Origin of the sequence: Chondromyces apiculatus DSM 436, from assembly GCF_000601485.1 — a bacterium.
GTDB lineage: Bacteria > Myxococcota_A > Polyangia > Polyangiales > Polyangiaceae > Chondromyces > Chondromyces apiculatus.
The window spans coordinates 66474-88954 of record NZ_ASRX01000056.1 but is presented as its reverse complement, the minus strand read 5'-3'; the positions used below and the strand labels follow the sequence as shown (position 1 = coordinate 88954).

Here is a 22481-nt window from a genome sequence, read left to right as displayed (position 1 = left end):
CCGGTCCCACTCGTTTCTTCCCTTCTCTTCCCCTTCGCTTTCACCTCTTCCTTGAGCCTTTCCTTCGCGCCGCCTACCGGCGCGCCGCCGGTGGCTGGAGCCGCAAGCCGACTCAAGCCACCGACGGTGTGCCGTCTTGCTTCGCTTCTTCTTCGCTTGGCTCCCTTTTAGTAACCTCTGCAGGCATGTCGGACGTCGATACCGCCGACCTGGCCTGTCGCGCCGCGCGCCTCGCTGCCGCGGGTGCTGTGGGCGCCAGCGTGGCCCACGAGCTTCGCAACGCCCTCGCCGTGGCCGAGTCGTCGCTGTTCCTCGCCCAGCGCGACCTCGACGACCGCGCCCTCGTCTCGGGACACCTCACCAAGGTCTCTGCCGAGATCCGCAAAGCGCAGCAGGTCATCGGCAGCGTCCTCGGTCTCGCCCGCGGGGAGCCTCTCCGGTGCGAGCCAGCGCCTCTGCGTCAGTTCATCGAGGGTGCGCGCCACGGCCTCGTCGCCCCTGGCCACATCCGCTTCGAGACCGCCGTCGAGCCCGCGGACCTGACCGTCTGCTGCGATCCCGTCCTCCTCGAACGGGTGTTCTCCAACCTCTACCTGAATGCCATCGATGCCCTCGCCAGCAGCCCGGAGGCCACCATCTGGACCCGTGCCTGGCGCGCCGACGAGCGCACCTGGATCGAGGTGGAAGACAACGGACCTGGCCTGCCCGCGACCGTCATGGAGCGCATCTTCGAGCCCCTCGCCACCACCAAGGTCGCGGGCACCGGGCTCGGCCTCACCCTCAGCCGGGTGATCGTCGAAGCCCACCGCGGCGAGATCACGGTGATGACGAGCAAGCGGGGCGGCGCCGTGTTCCGGCTATGGTTGCCCATCGTCAGCGACACCATCTGCTTCGGCAGCGTGTAGCAGCAGCCCTCTCGCCGCCCTCCCTACCTCCCTGATGCTCTCGTCCCGCGGGATCTGTGCATCCCATTCACTCGGCGGCGACCTCCCGTCGTCCGCCATACATGGTCCACCCTGTGCTTGGATCCACGTTATCGCCGACTTGATGGAGCGCCCCTCGCGCCCACACGCGGCACCACGCCACAGGAGCCCGGCCATGGGACGAGCTTGGAAACGGGGCAGCGCCTGGGCGCTGCTCGCCGCAATGACCACGGGGTGTAGCCTCGATGCTTCGAGCGAGGCCTTGAAGCCCCAGAGCACACCACGTGCTGAGACACCGAACGAGCCGGATGCCGAGACACCGAACGAGCCGGATGCCGAGATACCGAACGAGCCGGACACGGCGCCTTGCTCGTCTTGCCTGTTCAGCGTCGGCCTCGGTGGCCCCGGTTTCGGGGAAGGCCAGAACGCTCCTCATGGCGCCTTGCTCGCGGTCGACAGCACAGGAAACCTCCTGATTGGTGGCGATTTCCAGGGCCCCCTCGACCTCGGCAACGACAGCTTCGTCAGCACGGCAGGGAGCAGCGATATCTTCCTCGCCAGTCTCAGCGAGCAGGGTGATATCCGCTGGAGCAAGCATTTCGGAGACGGAGGGCACCAGTCGTTGACCGGCCTCGCCGCGACGCCCGACGGAGGCGTCGTCATCACCGGCATGTTCGAGGGCTCCCTGGATCTCGGCGGCACCCCGATGGAGACCGCCTACCTGGCCATCTTCCTCGCGCGGCTGGACTCCCAGGGGAGGCACGTCTGGAGCCGCTCCTTCGCGGGAGATGGACAAGCCATCGCCTGGGCCCACGCGGTCACCGTCGATTCGACGGGCGATGCCCTCCTTTTCGGCAATCTCGAAGGAACCGTCGATTACGGAGGATTTGAACTCGACAATGGCGCCCTGTGGCCGGTGATCGTCAAATTCGACGAACGTGGCGATCCCCTGTGGGGAAAGTCATTCGGCGGCTCGGTGGACCAGACGCCGGTGGCCATTGCCACGGACAGCCAGAACAACATCTACATCGCCGAAGAGTCCAAGCGCTCCGTCATCGATGGCGTGACCCTCCAGGGCGATGCCTTCGCCAACACGCTGGCGGCGAGCTTCGACCCTGAGGGCACCCTCCGCTGGGCAAGGATCTTCCGGGAGCGCCCGCAGGAGGGCCCCTCGGACGCTTCCGACACCTTCACGAAGGCCATGACGGTCGACCCGCTCGGAAACATGGTCCTCACCGGTCTCTTCGCCGGAACCCTCGACGTCGACACCGTCCAGCTCACCACGGAGAATCCCGAGAGCGGTGCCAGCTTCGTGCTGAAGCTGAACGCTGCGGGGGAAGCCCTGTGGGGCACCGCCCTGGAGAACACCTCCATCGACACGCTCAGCGTCGACTCCGCAGGCGACGTGCTGCTCGGGGGCTCTCTCCAGGGTGCCCTTCAACTCGGCGGCACCCACCACGCCTCTGCGGGCGGCACCGACACCTTCGCGGCCAGGTTGCGCAAGCTCGACGGCGCGCCTGCCTGGAGCCAGCACCTCGGCGACGCAGCCGACCAGCGGGCATCCGCCATTGCTGCCGGCAGCGCAGGCAAGGTGATCCTCACCGGCGTCTTCGATGGCCACCTGGACCTCGGCTGCGGCACCCTCTCCAGCGCGAGCGGCAAGGACCTCTTCCTCTCGGTGCTCAGGCCCTGACCCGGCGCCTCCCGCGCGCCCCCTGACCAGGGCCGCGGCCCCCCGCCCCGCCCCGCCTCCGCACGGTCCCAGCGCGGCCTCGTTCCCGGTCCTGCCCCCCCCTTCACCCCGCGCCTTCGCCCGCAGCTTCCCCTTCCTGCGCGATGACGACCTCCTGGTCCGTCAGCGACCAGTGCATCTGCACGAACACCCACCCCTCGCCGCGGCGCTCCGCCACCGCCGTCATCCGGATCCTCGGCAGGTCGAACGGACGCTCGCCCATGCGCGCCTGGAAGCGCAGGCGCGGCGTCCCCACGCACGCGGCGCGCCCCTCGGCGAGCACGGTGATCACCAGTGAATCCGGATCGACACTGACCCGGAGGTCCTGCATGGCCGCGAACTGGTGCGCGAACGCCCTCTCGAGCCCGGGCCACCCCACAATGTGCAGGTTCACCTGGGTGCCATAGAACAGCAGGGTCTCGTCCCGGGAGAACACCGCGCGCAGCGTCTCCATGTCCCCTGCACCGAAGGCGCCGGTGAACCGCGCCACGAGCTCACGGATCTCTGCGATAGCGGTCATGGTCTCCCTCGCTCACTCCTGCTTGCGCATGTGCTTCGCACCTCAATCGTCGCCCGCGCCCGCGTCTGGCGCAGCAGGCCGCACCCGCATGCTCTTGTAGCGCGCCAGCGACACCAGCCCCGCCGGAGCGCCACGCGGCTTCGACACGTCCGCCGCCTTGCAGACGTGCACCTCCACCCGCGCGCTGCCCCGCGCCTTCGAGTACCAGGCCGCCGCGGCCGCCGCGACCTCGACCACGGGCTTGGGCACCTCCACGCGCTCGGGGTTGCGCACCACCACGTGGCTCCCTGGCGTCCCGCCCCCCACGTGCAGCCACAGATCGTTCGGCTTCGCCACGTCGAACGTGAGGTGATCGTTGTCCTCGTCCCCACGCCCGATGAGGACCTCGAAGCCCTCCACCATCACCGTGCGGTAGGGTCGTCCCTTGCTGCCCACGGCGGCAGCATGCGGCGCGCTGCCAGCGAACACAAGCCACAACCCGCGCGTCCGTCCTCCCTGCCGATACCCGCACGGCCCCGCATCCCGGCGCCCGAGTTCACGCCCTCCACCGCGCGCGCTCCCGCTATCCTGCATCCCCGTGCTGGACCTCTCCGACCTCGAACAGGCAGCGCGCACCTTCGCCGCCGAGCGGCACGGCGCCCAGCGCTACGGCGACCACCCCTACACCTTCCACCTCGAGCGGGTCCGCGCCGTCCTCGCCGACCACGGCTACGGAGGCGCCCTCGGCGTCGCTGCCTGGCTGCACGACATCCTCGAAGACACCCCCACCACCCGCGACGAGATTGCCGACCGCTTCGGCGCCCACGTCGCCGCCCTCGTGTGGGCCGTGACCGGCGTCGGTGCGACCCGCAAGGAGCGCAACGCCTCCATGTACGGCAAGATCCGCGACACCGAAGGTGCAGCCCTCCTCAAGCTCGCCGACCGCATCGCCAACGTCGAAGCCGCGCGCACCCGCCCTGACAAGCTGCGCATGTACCGCAGCGAAGCCGAAGCCTTCACCCAGGCCCTCGCAGGCCTCGGCGACCCCCGCCTCTGGGCCCGCCTCCAAGCCGCCTTCGCCGCAGCGCCTCGCGACCCCGGATGACCCCGTTCACACCCTGCACCGACAGCACCAACGGCTCCCTGCCCCCCCCACCCGTGAGCCTCGTGAAGCGCGCCTTCCTCGCCGCTGCCCTGCTCCTCGCCCTCGGCGTCCCCTCGCCTGCGCCCGGCGCCGCTCCTCCTCCGCCTACGGATCCTTCCTCCCCCGCGGCCGTCGACCCCTCGCTCTGCGCCGCCTCGGTGCATGGCTGGGTCGCCCGCGCGGGCACCGAGATCGCCGTCCCTGCCTCCGCCATCGCCTGCACCGGCGACCGCGTGCGCATCCGCCTCACCCCCACCGGCGCCCCGCCCTTCGACGTCGACATGGCCCCGGCCACGCCCCGCGCCTTCCGCACCGAGGGCCGCTGGGGCCTCTCGCCCCTCCTCGAGGTCAGCGATTTCCGCACCACCCCTCTCCCCCGGCAGCACGCCTTCGACGCCTTCTGCACCTGGGTCGCCGCCCACCCCGACGACATCACCACCGGCGCCCGCGCCACCCCGAGCTTCCTGCGCAGCGCCCTTCCCCCCATCGCCCACCACGCCTGGCGTGCCCCCTGGGCGCTCCTCCTCGCCCTCCTCGCCCTCCTCGCCCTCTTCGCCCTCGCCTTCCGCGCCCGACGTCCTTCCCCCTCTTCCGACGCCTCTCTCGCCCCTTCGCCAGCCCCCTCCCCTCCTGCCCTCTCCTCCCCACCCTCCCCGGCATCTGCGCCTCCCCGCGCCCCCCTGCGCACGGCAGCGGCCCTCTTCGCCCTCGCCCTCGCCCTCCGCTGTGTCCTCGGCCTCTGGGGCCCGCTCCACGTCAACGGCCAGGGAGGCCTCTGGGTCCTCGCCGCCACCGTCGACCCCTCCGAACTCCAGCACTACGGCTCCGGCTACGTCGAGCTCTTCTCCCTCGTCCCTGCCTTCGGCGCCTCCGGCGACCTCACCCTCTTCGCCCTCAACACCGCCCTCGGCGCCCTCTCCCCGGTGCTCCTCTGGGCCCTCGCCCTCCGCCTCGGCCTCACCCCGCGCCGCGCCCTCGTCCCTGCCGTCCTCCTGGCCTTCGACCCCATCTCGGTCCTCACAGCCGCCACCGAGTCCTACTTCCCGCCCATCCTCACCTGCGCCCTCCTCGGCGCCTGGTCCTGGCTCTCCGCCGCCCACGCCGCCGAGCGCCGCCGCCCCCTCGACATCGCTCTCTGGACCCTCGCCGCCGCGGGGGCCGCCATCACCGCCGTCCGCCTCCACCCTGCCGCGTGGATCCCCACCGCCCTCAGCACCACCTGGCTCCTCCTCGGCTTCTCCTGGCTCCACCCCGCGTCGCCCTCCGCTCTCTCCGCTCTCTCCGCGCCCCCCGCTCCCTCCCCACCCTCCGCATCGCCCTCCGCGCCCTCCGCGCCCCCCACACGCCCCCCGCCCCGCATCGCCCACCACCTCGGCCTCATCGCCCTCCTCGGCGCCTTCACCGCCGCCACCCTCTGGCTCACCAGCGGCCGCGCCATCGTCGCCACCCTCGACGCCATCCACGCGGGCCACCTCTCCCGCGTCGACCTCGGCCCTGCCGCCCTCTGGCAGCACCACCGCTGGCCCACCTGGGCGCTCCTGCTCCTGCTCTCTCTCCTCGTCCGACCGCGCCGCCTCGTGCCCATGCTGTGGCTCTACACGGCGGCCGACATCCTGCTCCGCCGCGTCTACGGCCAGAGCGCCCTCTGGCAGCAGAGCTTCGACCGCCTCTACCTCTGGCCCCTCCTCCTCGGCCTCGCCGCCGCGCACCTCTCGCCCGCCCACCGCGACAGCGCACGCACCCTCCTCGCGCGCCTCCTCCCTGCCCGCCTCTCCCCTGCGCGCCTCCTCCGCGAGCGCCTCTCCCCCGCGCGCGCCCGACGCCTCTGGCGCATCGGCGCGCGCACCACCGCTCTCGCCGCCGCCCTCGCCGCCGCCGCCCTCGCCATCGCCGTCACCTGGCGCCTCCGCGAACCGCGCACCACCGACGCCCAGGAGTACCACTGGACGCGCCAGGCCCTCGCCCACGTCCCGCCCGAGTGCCGCGTCCTCTACGTCGGCATCGCCGGACGCCGCAACGAATTCCTCCCCACCTTCGTCGTCCCGAACCGCGCCCCGGGCGCCTCCATCCGCCTCGACACGCGCCGGCCTAACCTCCTCGGCGACGTCCTCGGCGACGCCCCGGGCTGCGTCCGCTACGTGCGCGTCGCCCTCTGCGGCAGCGCCGAGGGGGCCCCCGGCTGCGACGCCATCGAGCGCCAGCTCGACCTCCACCTCCTCGAACGCCGCGACCACACCTCGGTCGAGAGCTACCGCGGCTTCAGCTTCGGCCCGGACCCCCACACCGCCATCTTCGACGTCCGTGGCGTTCGCCCCTCACGGCCCTGACACAGGCGCACCCGTCGGAGCCGCGGGCGCCGCGCTCGGCGCTGCCGTCGGAGCCGCCGACGCCCCCGCGCTCGCGCTCGACGCCGGCCCGCCCGCCTTCACCCACGGAGGCGCCTGCGTGGCCACCTGCGCGAACTGGTACACGAACTTCACGTCGCCCGCGTCGCTGCCGCTCTTCAGCGGGAACGACGCCGCCCCTGGCGCGTCCGACTTCACCACCGGCTCGCCCATCTCCCCGACCGGCCCCGCCATCCGACCGAGCACCGACACCGCGTTGTCGCAGAGCCGGATCACCACCGGCTGCACCACCGCCCCGCCCTCCTCCCCCTTGCTCTCGAAGCGCGCCACGATCAGCTCCTCGTTGAACGCCGGCCGCCACCGCCACACCTTCGAGAACGTCCCCTCCGTCTTCACCTGCGCGTGCGCCAGCGCCTTTTGCAGCCGCCCCGCGAGCGCCTCGTCCACCGACGCCTCCTCCGCGAGTGCCGCGGGCTCCTCCTCCGGCGCCGGGATCACCACCTCCGCCGTGTTCGCGGTCCCCCCGCAGCACCGGAACCCTGCCTCCCAGGAGACCACCGCCGGATCTGCCGCCTTCACCGACGTGCACCGCATGTTCGCGTATGGCGTCCCCCCGAACCCGCCCCGCAGCACGCCCTTCTCTTCCCCCTCCGTCACCTTCCCCCGCTTCCACGGGCTCGCCGTCCACTCCCACACGTACCCGTGCATCGCCCGCGCCCCGAACCCGCTCGCGCACTTCTCGAACTCCGAGAGCGGCGTGTCCTTCTTCAGCCCCGTCGGACAGCTCTTCGCCTCGAACTTGTTCCCGTACTCGTAGCGCGTGTTCGACGGCCCCTTGCACGCCCGCTCCCACTCCAGCTCCGTGCACAGCCGCCGCCCACGCATCTCGCACAGCTCCGCCGCCCGCGCGCGCTTGAAGCCCGTCGCCGGCTTCTTCGTCGGATCGTTCGGGTACGGGTACACGTCGATGTCGAACTCCCCGAGCTCGACGCTCTCCCCGGCCAGCTCCTCCCCCGGCGCGCGCGGGTGATCCCCGCACGCCGTCCCTGCCACGAGCTTCCCCGCCGGGATCTTCACCGACGGCCCCGGCGTGCGCAGCAGTTCCTCCTCCGACGCGCCCGTTGTCGCCGACGATGTCCCCTTCCCTGCCGGTGCAGCAGCCGTCGTTGCGGCGCTCGACCCCGGCGCCCCCGTCGCGGCTACCGGCGCCCCGCTCTCGGCCGGAGGCGCCGCATCTTCCGACGACTTCGAGCAAGCCGCGCTGCACACCCCGAGGGCCAGCAACACCGCGGCGACCACCGAACGATCCGCACAGGTCTTGGTCACGGTACCACCGCTAGGTGTGGCTCCCGGCCGCGTCAATCCGCCCCTATTTCGGCGCCGCGGCCGCGGGCAGCGCGTCACGCACCATCTGCGCCAGATCCAGCCGCATCTCCGGGCTCACCGCGTGCCCGATCCCCGGGTAGCCCTTCAGCTCCGCCTGCACACCCCGCGCCTTCAGCGCCGCCACCGCCTCGCGCGTCGGCCCGATCGGTACCCGCTCGTCGGCTTCCCCGTGCATCGCCCGGATCGGCACCGACGTCCCCTTCCCCGCGAGCACCGCCGGCGGCGCCCACCCTCCCACCGGGAACGCCGCGGAGATCACCTCGGGGTGCCACAGCGCCAGCGCGAACGACAGCGCCCCGCCCTGCGAGAACCCCAGCACGATGGGCTTCCCCATCGTCGGCCGCTCCGCCGCGAGCGTCTTCACCAGCGCCGCCACCCCATCGGCCGCCTGCAGGATCCCCGTCCCCGTGATCTCCGCCATCAGCCCCCCCTCCAGCGCGAACCACGAGTACCCGTTCCCGAGCGGCGTCAGTCCCCGCGGCACGATGAACCGCGCGGGCTTGTCGAACCCCGCCAGCACCTCCTGGAACGACTCCGGCTTGTCCCCGCGCCCGTGGAGCGCGACCACCATCGGCAGCGTATCGGTCGCCTTCGCGCCACCGCTCAGGATCTCCAGGTACTCGATCGCCGGCTTGCCAGCCGTCGCCACCACACTCCCGCTCCCCGGGGGTGCCGGGGATGCCCCTGGCGAGGCGCCCACGGACGACACCCCCGTCGCCGGCGTCCCCGCTGACGGAGACGGTGCAGCCGACGTCGCCCCTGCCGTCTCCCGCGTCTCGCGCGCCCCTCCCGCCGAAGGCGGCTTGTCGCACCCGGAGGCGAGCCCCAGGAAGGCGAGGACGAGCGAACCAACGGCGAGGTGCCTCCGGGCGCGGCTCGTGCTGCTCGCGCGGCTCGGGCGGGAGGGGCGGGTCTGGCTGGACATGTGGAGCGTCATCGCCCCGAACCATGAACCCCGGGCCCCCGCCGTGCCAGTCCCGACGTCATGCCCCCTCCACCCGCCTACGTTCGCGCCAGCCTGCGTTCCTGGTCGAATCCTCGGCTGAAATTCACCGAGGTGTCGGGCACTTTTGAGGACCGACGAAATGTGATGCCCGCTCGTGAAGGTGACGGCTATCATGCTCGCCAATGCTGAGGATCTCACGCGAGATGCTCACGAGACTCGAGCACGAAGCGCGCCGCGATTTCGCGCAGGAGCTGCAGCGCTGGTGGAGCGCGCGCTTCCCGTGGTTCGTCGAGCTTCTCCATGACGACGACGACGCGGAGGCGACCGCCCTGCAGGTGATCGAGGAAGCCGCGTCGTGGCAGTACCTGCGCAAGGGAGACATCCTGCGCTACTCGGTCGGCTACGTCTTCTTCGGCAGCCGCTTCGCGGACAATCCCTTGCACGAGAACCTGATGCAGCGCTGCTACTGGCGGGCGCCGGTGGCGCCGGGTCTCCGCGTGGCGCGCATCCTCCAGCATGTCGACATGCTGACCTGGGACGGCACCTTCAGCGAGCCGCGAGGCTGCCTCCTGAACATCCCCGAGCTCGCGGACGGGCCCGTGGCCCCACCGTCGCCGCCGAACCTTGCGAGCGCGCTGCGAGACATCCCCGCGCGCCGCCTCGTGCACCTCGACCTCGACGCGCTGGAGCCCTTCCTGGAGCGGACCCTCCCGATGCTCTCGGCCTCCGGCGTTCCCGAGGCCTGGCGCCTGCGCGGCGCCCTCCTGGGCGTGCTCCTGGGGTGGAATTACCCGCAATCACCGGCCTATGCCTGGCTGATCGCAGCGATGCGACGCGACGACGCCGACACCATCATGAGGGGGCTCCGTGGATCTACTCACACATGAGGTCACGACCGGCGATTCCCTCTATGGAATCGCGCGGCAGCACAACGTCGACATCCGCGACCTCCAGGTGGTCCGCGGCGACCAGACGTTCGACCTGGGTGCCACGGGCAACGGCTTCGACCCCACGAGCCTCGGCCCTGGGGACAAGGTGCTCACGCCCAACGCTGCCCAGCCCTGCACGTTCGGCGTCAACGGCTGCGGGGCCGACGTGGAGGCCCAGGCGGCTGCGGCCAACGCCGACACGCAGACGTTGACCACGCAAGGCGAGGCGGTCGAGAAGGACTGCGCGGCGGCGGACGGCGATCTCTCCACCGAATCGCCGTGCGAAAAGCCGCGCTATGTCGTCGTCATCGACCCGGGTCATGGCGGCACCAGCTACACCGACAACTACGACGACAGCTCGTGGAACAACGCCATCGGCGTGGTCAGCAACGTGCTCGAAAAGACGATGAGCCACCGCTTTGCGGCGATCGTGAAGCAGACCCTCGACAACTGGGCCGGCAAATTCGCCGCCTACGTCGACATCGAGGTGCTGCTCACCAAGACCGACGAGAACCTCAACCTGAGAGGGAGAGACCGGGCGAAGGTCGCGAAGGACGCCAAGGCCGACTTCTTCGTCATCCTCCACTTCAACTCGGTCGGAGAGGGGAGTCCGTCGGTGTTCACGCGCAACGGCCTCACGAAGCGGGTGACCTGGGAAGAGCCCGGCTACCTGGACCTCACCCCCGGCGTCGTCGGTCAGACGCGAGACCAGCCCGAGGGCTTCAAGCGACGGCTCTTCTCGACCACATCGCCGATCCGCGGCGCGCAGCGGGTGAAACGGAGCAGCAACATCAACGAGGACCTCGAGCTCGTGACCAGCGACGCCTTCGCGAAAGCGGTCGTGGGCAATGTGGTCACGATGATGAAGCAGCTCGACAGCACCCCGAGCATCAAGGTGCAAGGCGATGCCGTGGTGAACACGGCCGCGCTCTCCAGGATCCATCTGGGTACGAAGGGGATCGCCACCTGCTACCTGGAGGGCGATTACATCAACATCGAGTCCGGAGACCGGCTCTGGAACCCTGTTCAATACGCCGCGAACATCGCCTCGGTGAACGGCGGCACCGCGGCCGACGCCAGCACCCTCCCCGCCGCGAACGCGATGTACGAGTCGGGATCGGTCGCGATCGCGCTCGCCATCCTCATGCCGATCCTCCGCACGGACGTCGTGGCCCGCAGCGGCAAGGACCTGGACACCCTGGTCGGCATGCTCGGCCCTCAGGCCGGCATCCAGCCCGTCCTGGAATCGCAGCCATAGCCTGTCGCGCGCCCGGACGGAGGTGCGCCGCCGTCAGATGCCCAACTTCCGTGCGAGCTTGTGCGCCATCAGGTAGTGCTCCCGGAGGGTCGGAAGGGCTTCCTGGGCGCACTGCTTGAGCGGTCCGCCATGGCGTAGTCCTCCCTCGCGATACAGCCGCGTGGGATCTCGGTCCGGGTTTGTTCGGCCCTCTAGGCCCCCTCGTCCCCGTGCCCGCTGCGGCGCTGCTTGCGCTCGGCGTTGTGCTTCTTGTTCGACAGCCGCGCCTCCACGGCCCCCCGCGGCACCCGCGCCTTCTTGCGCGGCACGGGCGCCACCATCGCCGCGCGCACCAGCGCCCGCACCTTCTCGTGGGCGTCTTCCAGGTTGCGCACCTGGTCACGGGTCTTCTGGCTCGTCATCTGGAGGAGCCCCTCCCCGTCGAGCCGCGTCTCCGCCGCCTTGCGCAGCCGCGCCCGTGCGTCGTCGGTGAGCCCCACGATGGCTTCCAGGTCCACCCGCAGGTCCACCTTCGAGGACACCTTGTTGACGTTCTGCCCCCCGGGCCCCGACGCGCGCACTGCGGTCATGCGCACCGCGCTCTCGGGGATGAACACGCTCTCGGTAATGGCAATCGGGCCGCTCATGAGGATGCACGCAAAGGGAAGTCGCGCAGGTCGCGCAGGTCGTCGGGGCGGCCCGCACGGAGTGCCCGAGCCGCCGCCGCGCGCCCCTCTCGTCGGGGACGGCCGCGGCGACGACCACCTCTAGAGCATGCCGCTCCTCCCGTCGAGGCGCGGCAGGACACGGCAGAGCCCGGCACGCCCGCGTCGACCCGCCGGGGACGCCGTGCGCCTGCCCTCCTGCAGGACCGCACCCGTGCGCACCTGCGCCTCCAAGGAGGGAGGCTGCAACCGTGAAAACTCAGGAAACACGATGGTTTAGTCCTTCCTGTGCGTACGCCTTCTCCGCTCTCTGACGTTTGTTCCCGCCGTGCCCAGAGAGCACGTCCGGTGTTACCGACGGTCACGAGCCGTTCTCGACGTAACTGGTTCTGGATCCAGTGAACGGAACAGTCTTCCCCTCTCCCGCGAAGATCCTCCCACCCACTTGACGTTTCCTGGCTTCCCCGCGGCTTCTTCTTCCAAAAGCAACGGAATCATCGCGCCGAACTGGGGGTTCGTGGACAGGCACGACTATCGCAATACCCGTCAGCACTGCCGATTGACGCATCAATCAAGATGCCTCCCGGCGCATCACACGAGGATATCCACATGAATTTCGCAATGAAGAGCGCGATGGCAGCGATGGGCGCAGCAGCGATGATGATCAGCGCCCCCGCCATGGCCACCGGAGGCGGCTACGAGAACGACTGGGAGAACGATTGCAGCTCCTGCGACAGCACGAGCCTCTTCGACTCGATCGAGAACCTCGACACCACCCTCGAGGACCTCAACGTCCTCAGCATCGACGAGATGGAGGCCTTCGAGCACTTTTTCGTGGAGACCGGTGATGTCCTCGATGGCGGCATCCTCACCAACATCCTCCAGGGCGTGCTGAACAACCTGATCCTCGAGAACATCGCCAACATCAACCTGCTGAGCGACATCGCGAACGGCAACGACATCGGCCCGATCCTCAGCGGCAACAACGTCGACCTCTCCGACCTGATCTCCGTGGACATCGATTACGAGAACCACGAGATCGTCTGGTACTACGATCACTGAGGCACCCTCCGCAGGACCCCCGGTGCTCCCAGATTGCCCGGGCCCCTGCGCATCAGGTGTCGACGACAGGGATACGGAACGCGAAACTGACGGAACGAAAAGGATTTTCACCATGAACCGTGCAATGAAGCAGACGATGATTGCGGTGGGCGCGGCGGCGGCGATGATGATCAGCGCTCCTGCGATGGCGAGCGGCGGGGACAACGACTGGGAGAACGATTGCAGCGCCTGTGGTAGCGACAATCTCTTCGATTCGATCGAGGACCTCGACACCACCCTGGAAGACCTCAATGTCCTCAGCGTGGATCAGCTCGACGCCTTCGAGCACTTCTTCGTGGAGACCGGTGATGTCCTCGATGGCGGCATCCTCACCAACATCCTCCAGGGCGTGCTGAACAACCTGATCCTCAGCAACATCGCCAACATCGATCTGCTCAGCAACATCGCGAACGGCAACGACATCGGGCCCATCCTCAGCGGCAACGACGTCGACGCCGACGACCTGGTGTCCGTGTTCATCGACGAGGAGAACAACCAGATCATCTGGTACTACGACCACTGAGGCCAGCCGCGCAGCGGTTCGAGAGCTGCGAGCTGCGGTGTGATGGGCTCCCGCCTATCCCTTCCTGGAAAGAGGGGACAGGCGGGCGTCCGCATTTCCGGCGTCACGCGAACGCGCTGCACGAACTCCTCCCCGAGCCTCCCGGCACGCCCCTCGGCGACCGTCGTCGGCACTCGGACCCCGAGTCTGGCACCCCTCGGGGGTCTCTGAACGAGGTTCGAGTTCCAGACAGCCTCCCCTCCAGGGTGCCCCCGCGAGGTTCGACCTCCCCACAACCACCCCCGAGGGGTGCCCGGACCGGGGTTCGACCTCCCCACAACCACCCCTGGGGGTGCTCGAACGGAGCTCGACCTCGCCTCGCCCAAGGGTTCGCGGCTCCAGGTCGAGGCCGTTTCCTTCCAGGATGATCGTGTGCAACGACACGTCGCTTGCCCGCGACGCCCGAGGTTGGCCGACGCCTCGCGGGCGCCGCCGCCGATGTCCAGCGCGCAAGGGTCGAGGAGGAGCAGGAGAACCGCAGGGCGCACTGGTAGGCGTGTGCGCACCTCGCAGGACTTGATGTCACTCACCCGCACGCGTGCCCGCCTACCAAGGTCCGCAGTTCCATCCGGGCCACGCTCGCCCGCCTCGTGACGCTCTCCGAGAACGCCATGCGACGCGTTGGCCCGGCCACGACGCAATCACCATTGACCATAACGAAACCCAGCGAGCAGCCCGAGAGCAGCCTGAGCCAGGCACGGCGCTCGCAAAGCCATTCACCACACGGCGCGACGCAAACGACGCCCCTATCAGCGCGAAATCGTGCTGAATCAAGGAGAATGACCATGAAGATCTCGATGAAGCTCACCATCCTCGCCATTGCAGCGGCCCCTCTGACCCTCAGCGCACCGGCCCTTGCCGATAACAACTGCGGTTCCAGTGACGAGAGCACCATTATCCAGTCGATGAACAGGGTCCTCGGGCAAGCCGAGGAGGTCATGCTCCTCGACGGTATCCAGGCCAGCAACATCTGCCTGGTGAACGTGAATGAATCGCTGAATGGCGACATCGTGACCTTGCTCGCGGTGGAGCGGCTCGCGGCGCTGAACGACCTGCAGATCGGCGCGCTGCAATCGGTGCTCTCCGACCTGATCGTCATCGCGGCCGGGGACGACGTGATCGACATCGAGGACTTCCTGAACGACAACGACATCAGCCTGGAAGACATCGTGGCCGCCGACGTCGCCTCCGGGAACCTCATCCTCTTCTACATGCCCGCGCCGGTCTGAGCCGAGGCGTCGCGCCAGGAGTGAAACGACCGTGACCAGCGAAGACGCTGGATGAATGAAGGAGGGAATCACCATGAAGAAGAACACCAGCAAGCAGCCGATGCAGGACCCCGCGTTCGCCGCGCCCACCCCCCCGGTGGCGCGCTGATGGGGGGAAGACCGGCACACCGTGAAGCACCGGAGCGCGACACGCGCTCCCTGCGACCAGCGCGCGACAGTCTGTCAGGGGCACGCGACCTCCACAGAGCGACAGGGCCGCCGCGCTTGACAGGGCCCGAGCGGGAGGCCGACCATGATGCACCGCGGTGGCGCATCGTCGGCCCCGGCGATCCCACCCGTACGGCACAGCCCACGCAGCCGCGACGAGGTCCTCGAAGACGCATGGCCGACCCGGTGAACGCGACCGACACCTTCCGCGCAGCCCGCGACTTCTTGCTGAAGCACCGGTCGGATCAGGAGGCGGCGACCGCCGGCTTCCCGAGGCCAGCCCTCGACCACTTCAACTGGGCGCTCGACTGGTTCGACGTCATCGCCGCCGGCAACGAGCGGACCGCGCTCTGGATCGTGGAGGAGGACGGCTCCGAGGAGCGCTTCTCGTACGCGGAGATGGCGCGCCGCTCGAACCAGGCAGCGCGATGGCTGAGGGAGCAAGGCGTGCGGCGGGGGGACCGCATCGTGCTCATGCTCGGCAATCGGGTGGAGCTCTGGGAGATCCTGCTCGCGGCGATGAAGCTCGGCGCGGTGGTGATCCCGGCGACGACGCTGCTCGGGACCGCCGACATCCGCGACCGGGTGGAGCGCGGGAACGCGCGGCACCTGGTGGTCTCGCCGGACGTGGCGCCCAGGCTCGGCGACCTGGGCGGCGAGGTCACCCGGATCTGCGTGGGCGCGGCGCCGGAGGGGTGGCGGAGGTACGAGGACGCACGGCGAGGGGGTGAGCATTCGCCGGACGTCACGCCTGACGTCACGCCTGGCTTCACGTCTGAATTCACGCCAGATGCCCCGACGAAGGCCAGCGACACGCTGCTGCTCTACTTCACCTCGGGCACCACGGCGAAGCCGAAGCTCGTGGAGCACACCCACGTGTCCTACCCGGTCGGGCACCTCTCGACCATGTACTGGATCGGCATCCAGCCCGGAGACGTGCACCTCAACATCTCCTCGCCCGGGTGGGCGAAGCACGCCTGGAGCAGCGTCTTCGCGCCGTGGAACGCGGAGGCGACAATCCTTGTCTACAACTACGCCCGCTTCGACGCGGCGGCGCTCCTCGCGCAGATGGCGCGGTGCGGGGTGACCACGTTCTGCGCGCCGCCCACGGTGTGGCGGATGCTGATCCAGTCGGATCTCGGCGAGTTGCGCGGGTCGCGCGGGTCGCTGCGGGAGGTGTGCGGCGCGGGCGAGCCGCTCAACCCCGAGGTGATCGAGCAGGTGCGGCGCGCCTGGGGGCTGACCATCCGCGACGGCTACGGGCAGACGGAGACCACGGCGCAGATCGGCAACGGGCCGGGGCAGCCGGTGAAGCCCGGCTCCATGGGCAGGCCGCTGCCGGGCTACGCGGTGAAGCTCCTCGATCCGGTGACGGGCGCGGAGAGCGACGAGGGTGAGATCTGCCTCGCGCTCGCCGACGCGCCGCTGGGGCTGATGGTGGGCTACCGCGACGACGAGGCGCTCGACGACGAGGTGAAGCGGGGCGGGTACTACCACACCGGGGACGTGGCGAGCCGCGACGCGGACGGGTACATCACCTACGTCGGACGCTCGGACGACGTGTTCAAGGCCTCCGATTACCGCATCTCACCCTTCGAGCTGGAGAGTGTGCTCATCGAGCACCCTGCCGTGGCCGAGGCGGCCGTGGTGCCCTCGCCGGACCCGCTGCGCCTCGCGGTCCCCAAGGCGTTCATCGCGCTGGCGAAGGACCACGAACCCACGGCGGAGACCGCGCTGTCGATCCTGAAGTACGCGCGCGACCACCTGGCGCCCTACAAGCGGGTGCGGCGCCTCGCGTTCGCGGCGCTGCCGAAGACGATCTCGGGGAAGATCCGCCGCGTGGACCTGCGCAAGCAGGAGGCGGAAGCCCGGAAGGATCCGGAGGCGCGGCCCGAGGGGGAGTTCCGCTACGAGGACTTCCCCGAGCTGCGTCAGTGACACACACAGGCAGGAGGCATCCATGGCGAGCAATCGTGGGGTGGTTTATCTCGGACCGGGCAAGGTGGAGGTGCAGTCCATCGACTACCCGAAGTTCGTGGATCCGCGCGGGAAGGAGATCCACCACGGGGTGATCCTCAAGGTGGTCTCCACCAACATCTGCGGCTCCGACCAGCACATGGTGCGCGGCAGGACCACGGCGCCGGCGGGGCTGGTGCTGGGGCACGAGATCACCGGCGAGATCGTGGAGAAGGGCAAGGACGTCGAGTACCTCGACCTCGGGGACCTGGTGACGGTGCCCTTCAACGTGGCCTGCGGGCGGTGCCGGACGTGCCGGGAGCAGCAGACCGGCGTGTGCCTGAACGTCAACGACGCGCGCGCGGGCGGCGCCTACGGCTACGTGGACATGGGCGGCTGGGTCGGCGGGCAGGCCGAGTACGTGCTGGTGCCCTACGCGGACTTCAACCTGATCAAGTTCCCCGACAAGGCGCGGGCGATGGAGAAAATCCGGGACCTGACCATGCTCTCGGACATCCTGCCCACGGGCTTCCACGGGGCGGTGACCGCGGGGGTGGGGGTGGGCTCGACGGTGTACGTGGCAGGCGCGGGGCCGGTGGGGCTCGCGGCGGCGGCGTCGGCGCAGATCCTGGGGGCCGCGGTGGTGCTCGTGGGCGACATGAACCAGGAGCGGCTGAAACACGCGAAGGCGGTGGGCTTCGAGCCCATCGACCTCACCAAGAGCGACAGGCTGGAGGACCTCATCGAGGCCGTGCTGGGGGTGCCGGAGGTGGACGCCTCGGTGGACGCGGTGGGCTTCGAGGCGCGCGGGCACGGGGCGCAGGCCGACACGGAGGCACCGGCGACGGTGCTCAACGCGCTGATGACCATCACCCGGGCGAGCGGCGGGATCGGCATCCCGGGCCTGTACGTGACCGAGGACCCGGGCTCGAAGGACGAGGCGGCGCAGCACGGGAACCTGCGGATGCGGCTCGGCCTCGGCTGGGCGAAGTCGCACCGCTTCTACACGGGCCAGACGCCGGTCTTGCAGTACAACCGCAAGCTGATGCAGGCGATCCTGCACGACCGGCTGCCCATCGCGAAGGCGGTGAACGCGACGGTGATCCCCCTGAGCGACGCGGCCCGCGGCTACGAGGAGTTCGACAAGGGGGCGGCGAAGAAGTACGTGCTCGACCCCCACGGGCTCCTGTAACCCGCGCCAGCATCACCTGCGCCTGCGTCGCCTGCGCCTTCACCTGCGCGGCGACGCGCGTCCCCGCCGCCTGACCTCACCCCGCGTCGCCGCGCCCCACCCAGCACGAGACCTCGACCTTGTCGCCGAGGGGGAGCAGCACGCTGACGTAGCCGTTCTGCGGGTCGTTCAGGTAGTCGGCGTAGGGGCGCAGGTCCTTGTTGGACATGTTGTCGGCGGCGATGAGCGCGCCGGGGCGGAGGCGGGGCTCCAGCATCTGGAGGACGGGGAGGTAGAGGTCCTTCCAGCCATCGAGGAGGACCATGTCGATGGGGCCTTCGAGGTCGCGGAGGGTCTCCCGGGCGTCGCCCTCGCGGATCTCCACGAGGTCGGCGAGGCCGGCGTCGGCGAGGTTCTGGCGGGCGCGCTTCACCTTCTCCGGGTGCAGCTCGGTGGCGATCACCTTGCCGCCGCCGTTGTCGCGGAGGGCGGCGGCGAGGAAGGTGGTGGAGATGGCGAACGAGGTCCCGAACTCGACGATGGTGCGCGCCCGGACGCCCGAGGCGAGGATGTAGAGGAGCTGGCCGACCTCGCGCGGGACGGGCAGGTAGGCGTTGCGCATCAGCTCGGACATGGCCGCGGCCTCGGTGGGCGCGCCGTTGCGGGCAGGGTGGTCCCTGAGGCTGGCGATGATGGCAGGGTCGCCGGCGGCGGCGTCCTGGAAGAGGCGGTCGAGGGTGTTCTTGACGGCGGGGCTCTGGAGGGTGCTGGTGGCGCGCATGGTGTTGCTCCTTGGCCCTGGAAGCTAGGCCCGGCAAGGCCACCGCTCCAGTGCAAGGCGGGCAAGGTAGAGTTGCGCGGCATGCATTCCATGGACCTCGGTCTGCTCGCGGCGCTCGATGTTCTCCTGCAGGAAGAGAGCGTGCTCGGGGCCGCGCGGCGGATGGGCTTGAGCGCGCCCGCGATGAGCCGCACCTTGTCGCGGCTGCGGGAGCTGCTGGGCGATCCGCTGCTGGTGCGCGCCGGGCGCGGGCTGGTGCCCACGGCGCGGGCCCTGGAGCTGGGGCCGCGGGTGCGGGAGATCGTGGCGGCGGCGGAGGGGCTGGTGCAGGGGGACGGGGCGCGCGACCGGGCGACGCTCACGCGCAGCTTCGTGGTGCGCACGGGTGACGCGCTGCTCGGGATGGTGGGCCTGGAGCTGCTCGGGGCGCTCCGCGCGGAGGCGCCGGGGGTCACCCTCCGGTTCGTGCCGCAGGGCGACGAGGACGTGGCGGCGCTGCGCGAGGGCAGAATCGACCTCGACGTGGGCGTGATCGTGGGGATGGGGCCCGAAGTGCGGGTGCAGACGCTGCTGAAGGATCGGTTCGTGGGCGTGGTGCGCGCGGGTCATCCGCTGCTGCGGGGGAAGATGACGGCGAAGCGCTTCGCGGGCCATGACCACGTGGGGGTATCGCGGCAAGGCAAGGTATGGGGGCCCATCGACGAGGCGCTCGCGAAGAAGCGCTTGAGCCGGGTGACGACGCTGGTGGTGCCGAGCGTGTACGCGGCGCTGCACGCCATCGCCGGGTCCGATCTGGTGGGGGCGATGGCGTCTCGTTTCCTCGGGCAGCCGGCGGCGCTCCTGGGGCTCGTCACCTTCCCGCTGCCCGTGAGCACGCCGGAGATCACCATCGCGCAAGCCTGGCACCCGCGCGTCGATGCCGATCCCGCCCATCGCTGGCTGCGGGGAGCGGTGCGCGAGGTGTACCGGACGTGCCTGCCGCCGCCGGTCTCGCCAGCGCGGTAGGAGCCCGAGGCGAGACGCGGCGAGGCCCGGTGAAGTCAGGCGCGCTGGCCCGAGGGCGTGCGGTGCTTCCGGATGCTAGGGTTGCGGCGATGCCCTCACCTTCACGGCGCGACGATCTCACCCCCGAAGGAACGCGCGCCCGCCTCGATGAGCTGTCCGCCCTGCCCCGAGACCGGGAGATGGAGAGAGCAGCGACGCTGGTGCGCTGGCTGGACCAGCGCTTCCTCGATCCGATCATCGGCCTGGTGGTGCCCGAGGTCGGCGATCTCCTGACGTCGGTGGCGGGGCTCTACCTGGTGGTGCTGGCCGTGCGGAGGAAGCTGCCCGCGGTGATCATCGCGCGGATGCTGCTGAACCTGGGGTTCGACGCGCTGATCGGGGCCGTCCCGGTCCTGGGAGACCTGTTCGACTTCGCGTACAAGGCCAACACCCGGAACCTGGCGCTGCTGGAGGCGCGGTACGAGGCGCAGCAAGCGCAGCCGTCGGACTGGGTGGTGGTGATGGCAGCCGTGGTGTTCCTGGTGGCGTCGCTGGCGATTCCCGTCGTGCTGGTGGGGTGGGTCCTCTCGTGGGTGTTCGGGGGCCGGGGCACGCCCTGACGCACACGCGACCACCACGTGAGCCCGCGCCGCGTGCACGGTGAGGGCTTGCCTGTGCTCGGTTCGCTCTTATGGTTGCGCTTTCCCAAGGAGCTGCCGAGATGAGCGAGCCTGCATTGTTCGAGCCTCTGACCCTGCGCGGACTGACGCTGAAGAACCGCGTGGTGGTGTCCCCCATGTGCCAGTACTCCGCCGTGGAGGGCGCCCCGACCGACTGGCACTTCGTGCACCTCGGGCGCTTCGCGGTCGGCGGGGCCGGGACGGTGTTCGTGGAGGCCACGGGGGTGGAGGCACGGGGGCGCATCACCCACGGGGACATGGGGCTCTACAACGACGAGCAGCAGGCGGCGCTGGCGCGCATCGCGGCGTTCGTGAAGTCACAGGGGGCGACGCCGGGCATCCAGCTCGCCCACGCAGGGCGCAAGGCGAGCACCCAGCGGCCGTGGCAGGGCGGGGACGCGATCACCAAGGAGAACATGCTCCCCGGGGAGCCGCCGTGGACGACGGTGGCGCCGAGCGCGATCCCGTTCAAGGAGGGGTGGCACACGCCGGAGGCGCTCAGCCTGGAGGAGATCGCCGCGCTGAAGGAGGCCTGGGTGAGCTCGACGAAGCGGGCGCTGGCAGCGGGCTTCGAGATCGTGGAGATCCACGCGGCGCACGGCTACCTGTTCACCGAGTTCCTGTCGCCCGTGGCGAACAAGCGCACGGACGCCTACGGGGGCAGCCGGGAGAACCGGATGCGCTTCTTGCTGGAGGTCACGGAGGCCGTGCGCGCCGTCTGGCCCGAGGACCGGCCGCTGTTCGTGAGGATCTCGGCCGTTGACGGGACGGAGGGCGGCTGGACGCTGGAGGACAGCGTGGTGCTCGCGAAGGAGCTGAAGGCGCGCGGGGTGGACGTGGTGGATTGCTCGTCGGGCGGGGCGACGCCGTCGATGGCCACAATCAACAGGCCGGCGCTGAGCTACCAGGTGCCGTACGCGGAGGCGCTGCGGCGCGAGGCGGACCTGAAGACGATGGCGGTGGGGCTCATCGTGGACGCGCACCAGGCCGAGGAGATCCTGACCTCGGGCCAGGCCGATCTGGTGGCGCTCGGGCGGGAGATGCTGGACGACCCGAACTGGACGCAGCACGCACGGGCGACGCTCGCGCCAGAGAAGCTGGGCGACAAGGCGTGGCCAGACGCGGTGGGCTACGCGATCCCGGGGCTCTACAAGGCAAAGGCGAGGGCGAAGGAGGCGAAGGAGGCGAAGGAGAAGGGGTGAGAGGCTTCACTCGCGCCTGAAGCGGAAGGTGAAGACGTAGCGCACGTTCTCCGGGCGGCCGTTGAAGTACATCGGCCGGTAGCGGTGGGTGGCGACGGCCCGGAGGACGGCATCGTCGAGGTAGGGCAGGCCCTTGAGGATGCGGCAGTCGCGCGCTTCACCGCTGGTGGTGATGGTGCACTGCACGAGCACGGAGCCCTCGACGCGGGCGGCGCGGGCCTCAGGGGGGTAGGCGGGGGTCGCGCCGGAGAGCAGGACGGGGCGCTCCATGCCGCTGCCGAAGGGGATGACCTGGTAGCTCGGCTTCGGGGGCGGCGGCGGGGGCGCGGGGCGTGGGGTGAGCGCGGTGCCGGTGCCGCCTGGGGTGCCGCCAGGGATGCCGCCGGGGACGCCGCCAGGCTCGCCGTAAGGGTCGCCCTGGGGGTCGCCTTCGTCGACGGCTGGCTCGTCCACGGCCGGGGGCTCCGGGGGCGTGGGCGGGAGGTTCGGAGGCGGGATGACGGCGCGGTCCGGGCGAACGCGGGGGCGCTGGGGCTGGGGTTTCGTGGCGGTCCTGGTGGCGCCGCCGAGAGGAGGCGGAGGCGGCGGCGGGGGCACGTAGAAGGTGACCTCGGGGGGCGCGGTCTCGGGCTCGGGATCACGGCGCGCGGCGTGGAGCGCGAAGGCGAGGAGCGCGGCGTGGGTGGCGACGGCGATGACGGTGCCGGTGCCGAGGCGGCCTCGGGGGACTGCTGCGCGGTTCAGGACGGCGTCGAACATGGGCGTGCGTGCTCCTTGGTGACGGGTGGTGCGCGTAACTCGG

General features: G+C 70.2%; 21 protein-coding genes. 14 read left to right on the top strand and 7 right to left on the bottom strand.

Annotated elements, in window-relative coordinates:
- Positions 1 to 185 precede the first annotated feature (185 nt).
- Both CAP_RS30155 and CAP_RS30150 read left to right on the top strand, forming a co-directional pair.
- Entirely contained in the window at positions 186 to 905 is a 720-nt protein-coding gene (locus CAP_RS30155; protein WP_044247141.1) for a sensor histidine kinase, read from the top strand.
- Positions 906 to 1098: 193 nt separating this feature from the next.
- Positions 1099 to 2616 carry an NHL repeat-containing protein gene (locus tag CAP_RS30150; RefSeq protein ID WP_156041273.1) on the top strand — a complete coding sequence of 506 codons (1518 nt, stop codon included), beginning with the start codon at positions 1099 to 1101 and terminating at the stop codon, positions 2614 to 2616.
- A 103-nt stretch (positions 2617 to 2719) separates the two neighbouring features.
- On the opposite strand, the gene CAP_RS30145 is transcribed toward CAP_RS30150, so the two are convergent.
- The gene (locus CAP_RS30145) at positions 2720 to 3175 is read right to left on the bottom strand and encodes a YybH family protein (RefSeq protein WP_044247138.1); all 456 of its coding nucleotides are present in this window, start codon (positions 3173 to 3175) and stop codon (positions 2720 to 2722) included.
- A 42-nt stretch (positions 3176 to 3217) separates the two neighbouring features.
- The gene (locus CAP_RS30140; RefSeq protein WP_052376343.1) at positions 3218 to 3610 is read right to left on the bottom strand and encodes an NFACT RNA binding domain-containing protein; all 393 of its coding nucleotides are present in this window, start codon (positions 3608 to 3610) and stop codon (positions 3218 to 3220) included.
- A gap of 142 nt (positions 3611 to 3752) precedes the next feature.
- On the opposite strand from CAP_RS30140, the gene CAP_RS30135 reads away from it, so the two are divergent.
- Together CAP_RS30135 and CAP_RS52705 are read left to right on the top strand one after the other, a co-directional pair.
- Entirely contained in the window at positions 3753 to 4259 is a 507-nt protein-coding gene (locus CAP_RS30135; RefSeq protein ID WP_052376340.1) for an HD domain-containing protein, read from the top strand.
- A complete protein-coding gene (locus tag CAP_RS52705; RefSeq protein ID WP_044247136.1) occupies positions 4256 to 6625 on the top strand; it encodes a hypothetical protein in 2370 nt (789 codons plus the stop codon). The genes CAP_RS30135 and CAP_RS52705 overlap by 4 nt, the downstream gene beginning before the upstream one ends.
- Here the strand turns inward: CAP_RS52705 and CAP_RS45855 are convergent.
- Both CAP_RS45855 and CAP_RS30120 read right to left on the bottom strand, forming a co-directional pair.
- A complete protein-coding gene (locus CAP_RS45855; protein ID WP_156041271.1) occupies positions 6614 to 7969 on the bottom strand; it encodes a formylglycine-generating enzyme family protein in 1356 nt (451 codons plus the stop codon). The genes CAP_RS52705 and CAP_RS45855 overlap by 12 nt on opposite strands.
- A 43-nt stretch (positions 7970 to 8012) precedes the next feature.
- Positions 8013 to 8954 carry an alpha/beta hydrolase gene (locus CAP_RS30120; RefSeq protein WP_197041417.1) on the bottom strand — a complete coding sequence of 314 codons (942 nt, stop codon included), beginning with the start codon at positions 8952 to 8954 and terminating at the stop codon, positions 8013 to 8015.
- Between the two features lie 224 nt (positions 8955 to 9178).
- Between CAP_RS30120 and CAP_RS30115 the strand changes: the two genes are divergently transcribed.
- Positions 9179 to 9862 carry a hypothetical protein gene (locus tag CAP_RS30115; RefSeq protein ID WP_156041269.1) on the top strand — a complete coding sequence of 228 codons (684 nt, stop codon included), beginning with the start codon at positions 9179 to 9181 and terminating at the stop codon, positions 9860 to 9862.
- Positions 9843 to 11162, top strand: a complete 1320-nt coding sequence (locus CAP_RS30110; RefSeq protein WP_044247132.1) for an N-acetylmuramoyl-L-alanine amidase — start codon at positions 9843 to 9845, stop codon at positions 11160 to 11162. The genes CAP_RS30115 and CAP_RS30110 overlap by 20 nt, the downstream gene beginning before the upstream one ends.
- A gap of 191 nt (positions 11163 to 11353) precedes the next feature.
- Here CAP_RS30110 and arfB read toward each other — a convergent pair whose 3' ends face one another.
- The gene (gene arfB / locus CAP_RS30105; protein WP_044247130.1) at positions 11354 to 11788 is read right to left on the bottom strand and encodes an alternative ribosome rescue aminoacyl-tRNA hydrolase ArfB; all 435 of its coding nucleotides are present in this window, start codon (positions 11786 to 11788) and stop codon (positions 11354 to 11356) included.
- A 627-nt stretch (positions 11789 to 12415) separates the two neighbouring features.
- Here arfB and CAP_RS30100 point away from each other — a divergent pair.
- The 5 genes from CAP_RS30100 to fdhA all read left to right on the top strand — a co-directional run bounded on the left by CAP_RS30100 (position 12416) and on the right by fdhA (position 18053).
- The gene (locus CAP_RS30100) at positions 12416 to 12868 is read left to right on the top strand and encodes a hypothetical protein (RefSeq protein WP_156041268.1); all 453 of its coding nucleotides are present in this window, start codon (positions 12416 to 12418) and stop codon (positions 12866 to 12868) included.
- Positions 12869 to 12980: 112 nt separating this feature from the next.
- On the top strand, positions 12981 to 13430 hold the full coding sequence (locus CAP_RS30095) for a hypothetical protein (RefSeq protein WP_156041267.1): 450 nt from the start codon (positions 12981 to 12983) through the stop codon (positions 13428 to 13430).
- Between the two features lie 824 nt (positions 13431 to 14254).
- Positions 14255 to 14698 (top strand): hypothetical protein, encoded by a 444-nt coding sequence (locus tag CAP_RS30090; RefSeq protein WP_156041266.1) that lies wholly within the window; start codon positions 14255 to 14257, stop codon positions 14696 to 14698.
- A gap of 381 nt (positions 14699 to 15079) precedes the next feature.
- Positions 15080 to 16843, top strand: a complete 1764-nt coding sequence (locus CAP_RS30085; protein WP_044247122.1) for an AMP-binding protein — start codon at positions 15080 to 15082, stop codon at positions 16841 to 16843.
- A 22-nt stretch (positions 16844 to 16865) separates the two neighbouring features.
- Positions 16866 to 18053, top strand: coding sequence for a formaldehyde dehydrogenase, glutathione-independent (fdhA, locus tag CAP_RS30080; RefSeq protein ID WP_044247121.1), 1188 nt, complete (start codon positions 16866 to 16868; stop codon positions 18051 to 18053).
- A gap of 76 nt (positions 18054 to 18129) precedes the next feature.
- On the opposite strand, the gene CAP_RS30075 is transcribed toward fdhA, so the two are convergent.
- Positions 18130 to 18813, bottom strand: a complete 684-nt coding sequence (locus CAP_RS30075; RefSeq protein ID WP_044247119.1) for an O-methyltransferase — start codon at positions 18811 to 18813, stop codon at positions 18130 to 18132.
- 81 nt (positions 18814 to 18894) lie between these two features.
- Here CAP_RS30075 and CAP_RS30070 point away from each other — a divergent pair, with 81 nt between their 5' ends.
- The 3 genes from CAP_RS30070 (at position 18895) to CAP_RS30060 (ending at position 21679) form a co-directional block, all read left to right on the top strand.
- The gene (locus CAP_RS30070) at positions 18895 to 19818 is read left to right on the top strand and encodes a LysR family transcriptional regulator (RefSeq protein ID WP_044247118.1); all 924 of its coding nucleotides are present in this window, start codon (positions 18895 to 18897) and stop codon (positions 19816 to 19818) included.
- Positions 19819 to 19907: 89 nt separating this feature from the next.
- Positions 19908 to 20417 carry a DUF4112 domain-containing protein gene (locus CAP_RS30065; protein ID WP_052376338.1) on the top strand — a complete coding sequence of 170 codons (510 nt, stop codon included), beginning with the start codon at positions 19908 to 19910 and terminating at the stop codon, positions 20415 to 20417.
- A gap of 101 nt (positions 20418 to 20518) precedes the next feature.
- Positions 20519 to 21679 carry an NADH:flavin oxidoreductase/NADH oxidase gene (locus CAP_RS30060; protein WP_044247117.1) on the top strand — a complete coding sequence of 387 codons (1161 nt, stop codon included), beginning with the start codon at positions 20519 to 20521 and terminating at the stop codon, positions 21677 to 21679.
- Between the two features lie 6 nt (positions 21680 to 21685).
- On the opposite strand, the gene CAP_RS30055 is transcribed toward CAP_RS30060, so the two are convergent.
- On the bottom strand, positions 21686 to 22438 hold the full coding sequence (locus CAP_RS30055; RefSeq protein WP_044247115.1) for an energy transducer TonB: 753 nt from the start codon (positions 22436 to 22438) through the stop codon (positions 21686 to 21688).
- Between the last annotated feature and the right edge of the window lie 43 nt (positions 22439 to 22481).

What these genes read in the sequence shown, in the direction of transcription:
- CAP_RS30120 (WP_197041417.1), bottom strand. Translation starts at nt 8,954, where the DNA reads ATGTCCAGCCAGACCCGCCCCTCCCGCCCGAGCCGCGCGAGCAGCACG.
- CAP_RS30100 (WP_156041268.1), top strand. Translation starts at nt 12,416, where the DNA reads ATGAATTTCGCAATGAAGAGCGCGATGGCAGCGATGGGCGCAGCAGCG.
- arfB (WP_044247130.1), bottom strand. Translation starts at nt 11,788, where the DNA reads ATGAGCGGCCCGATTGCCATTACCGAGAGCGTGTTCATCCCCGAGAGC.
- CAP_RS30115 (WP_156041269.1), top strand. Translation starts at nt 9,179, where the DNA reads ATGCTCACGAGACTCGAGCACGAAGCGCGCCGCGATTTCGCGCAGGAG.
- CAP_RS30060 (WP_044247117.1), top strand. Translation starts at nt 20,519, where the DNA reads ATGAGCGAGCCTGCATTGTTCGAGCCTCTGACCCTGCGCGGACTGACG.
- CAP_RS30155 (WP_044247141.1), top strand. Translation starts at nt 186, where the DNA reads ATGTCGGACGTCGATACCGCCGACCTGGCCTGTCGCGCCGCGCGCCTC.
- CAP_RS30085 (WP_044247122.1), top strand. Translation starts at nt 15,080, where the DNA reads ATGGCCGACCCGGTGAACGCGACCGACACCTTCCGCGCAGCCCGCGAC.
- CAP_RS30070 (WP_044247118.1), top strand. Translation starts at nt 18,895, where the DNA reads ATGCATTCCATGGACCTCGGTCTGCTCGCGGCGCTCGATGTTCTCCTG.
- CAP_RS30090 (WP_156041266.1), top strand. Translation starts at nt 14,255, where the DNA reads ATGAAGATCTCGATGAAGCTCACCATCCTCGCCATTGCAGCGGCCCCT.
- CAP_RS30095 (WP_156041267.1), top strand. Translation starts at nt 12,981, where the DNA reads ATGAACCGTGCAATGAAGCAGACGATGATTGCGGTGGGCGCGGCGGCG.
- CAP_RS30075 (WP_044247119.1), bottom strand. Translation starts at nt 18,813, where the DNA reads ATGCGCGCCACCAGCACCCTCCAGAGCCCCGCCGTCAAGAACACCCTC.
- CAP_RS30055 (WP_044247115.1), bottom strand. Translation starts at nt 22,438, where the DNA reads ATGTTCGACGCCGTCCTGAACCGCGCAGCAGTCCCCCGAGGCCGCCTC.
- fdhA (WP_044247121.1), top strand. Translation starts at nt 16,866, where the DNA reads ATGGCGAGCAATCGTGGGGTGGTTTATCTCGGACCGGGCAAGGTGGAG.
- CAP_RS30150 (WP_156041273.1), top strand. Translation starts at nt 1,099, where the DNA reads ATGGGACGAGCTTGGAAACGGGGCAGCGCCTGGGCGCTGCTCGCCGCA.
- CAP_RS30145 (WP_044247138.1), bottom strand. Translation starts at nt 3,175, where the DNA reads ATGACCGCTATCGCAGAGATCCGTGAGCTCGTGGCGCGGTTCACCGGC.
- CAP_RS30065 (WP_052376338.1), top strand. Translation starts at nt 19,908, where the DNA reads ATGCCCTCACCTTCACGGCGCGACGATCTCACCCCCGAAGGAACGCGC.
- CAP_RS52705 (WP_044247136.1), top strand. Translation starts at nt 4,256, where the DNA reads ATGACCCCGTTCACACCCTGCACCGACAGCACCAACGGCTCCCTGCCC.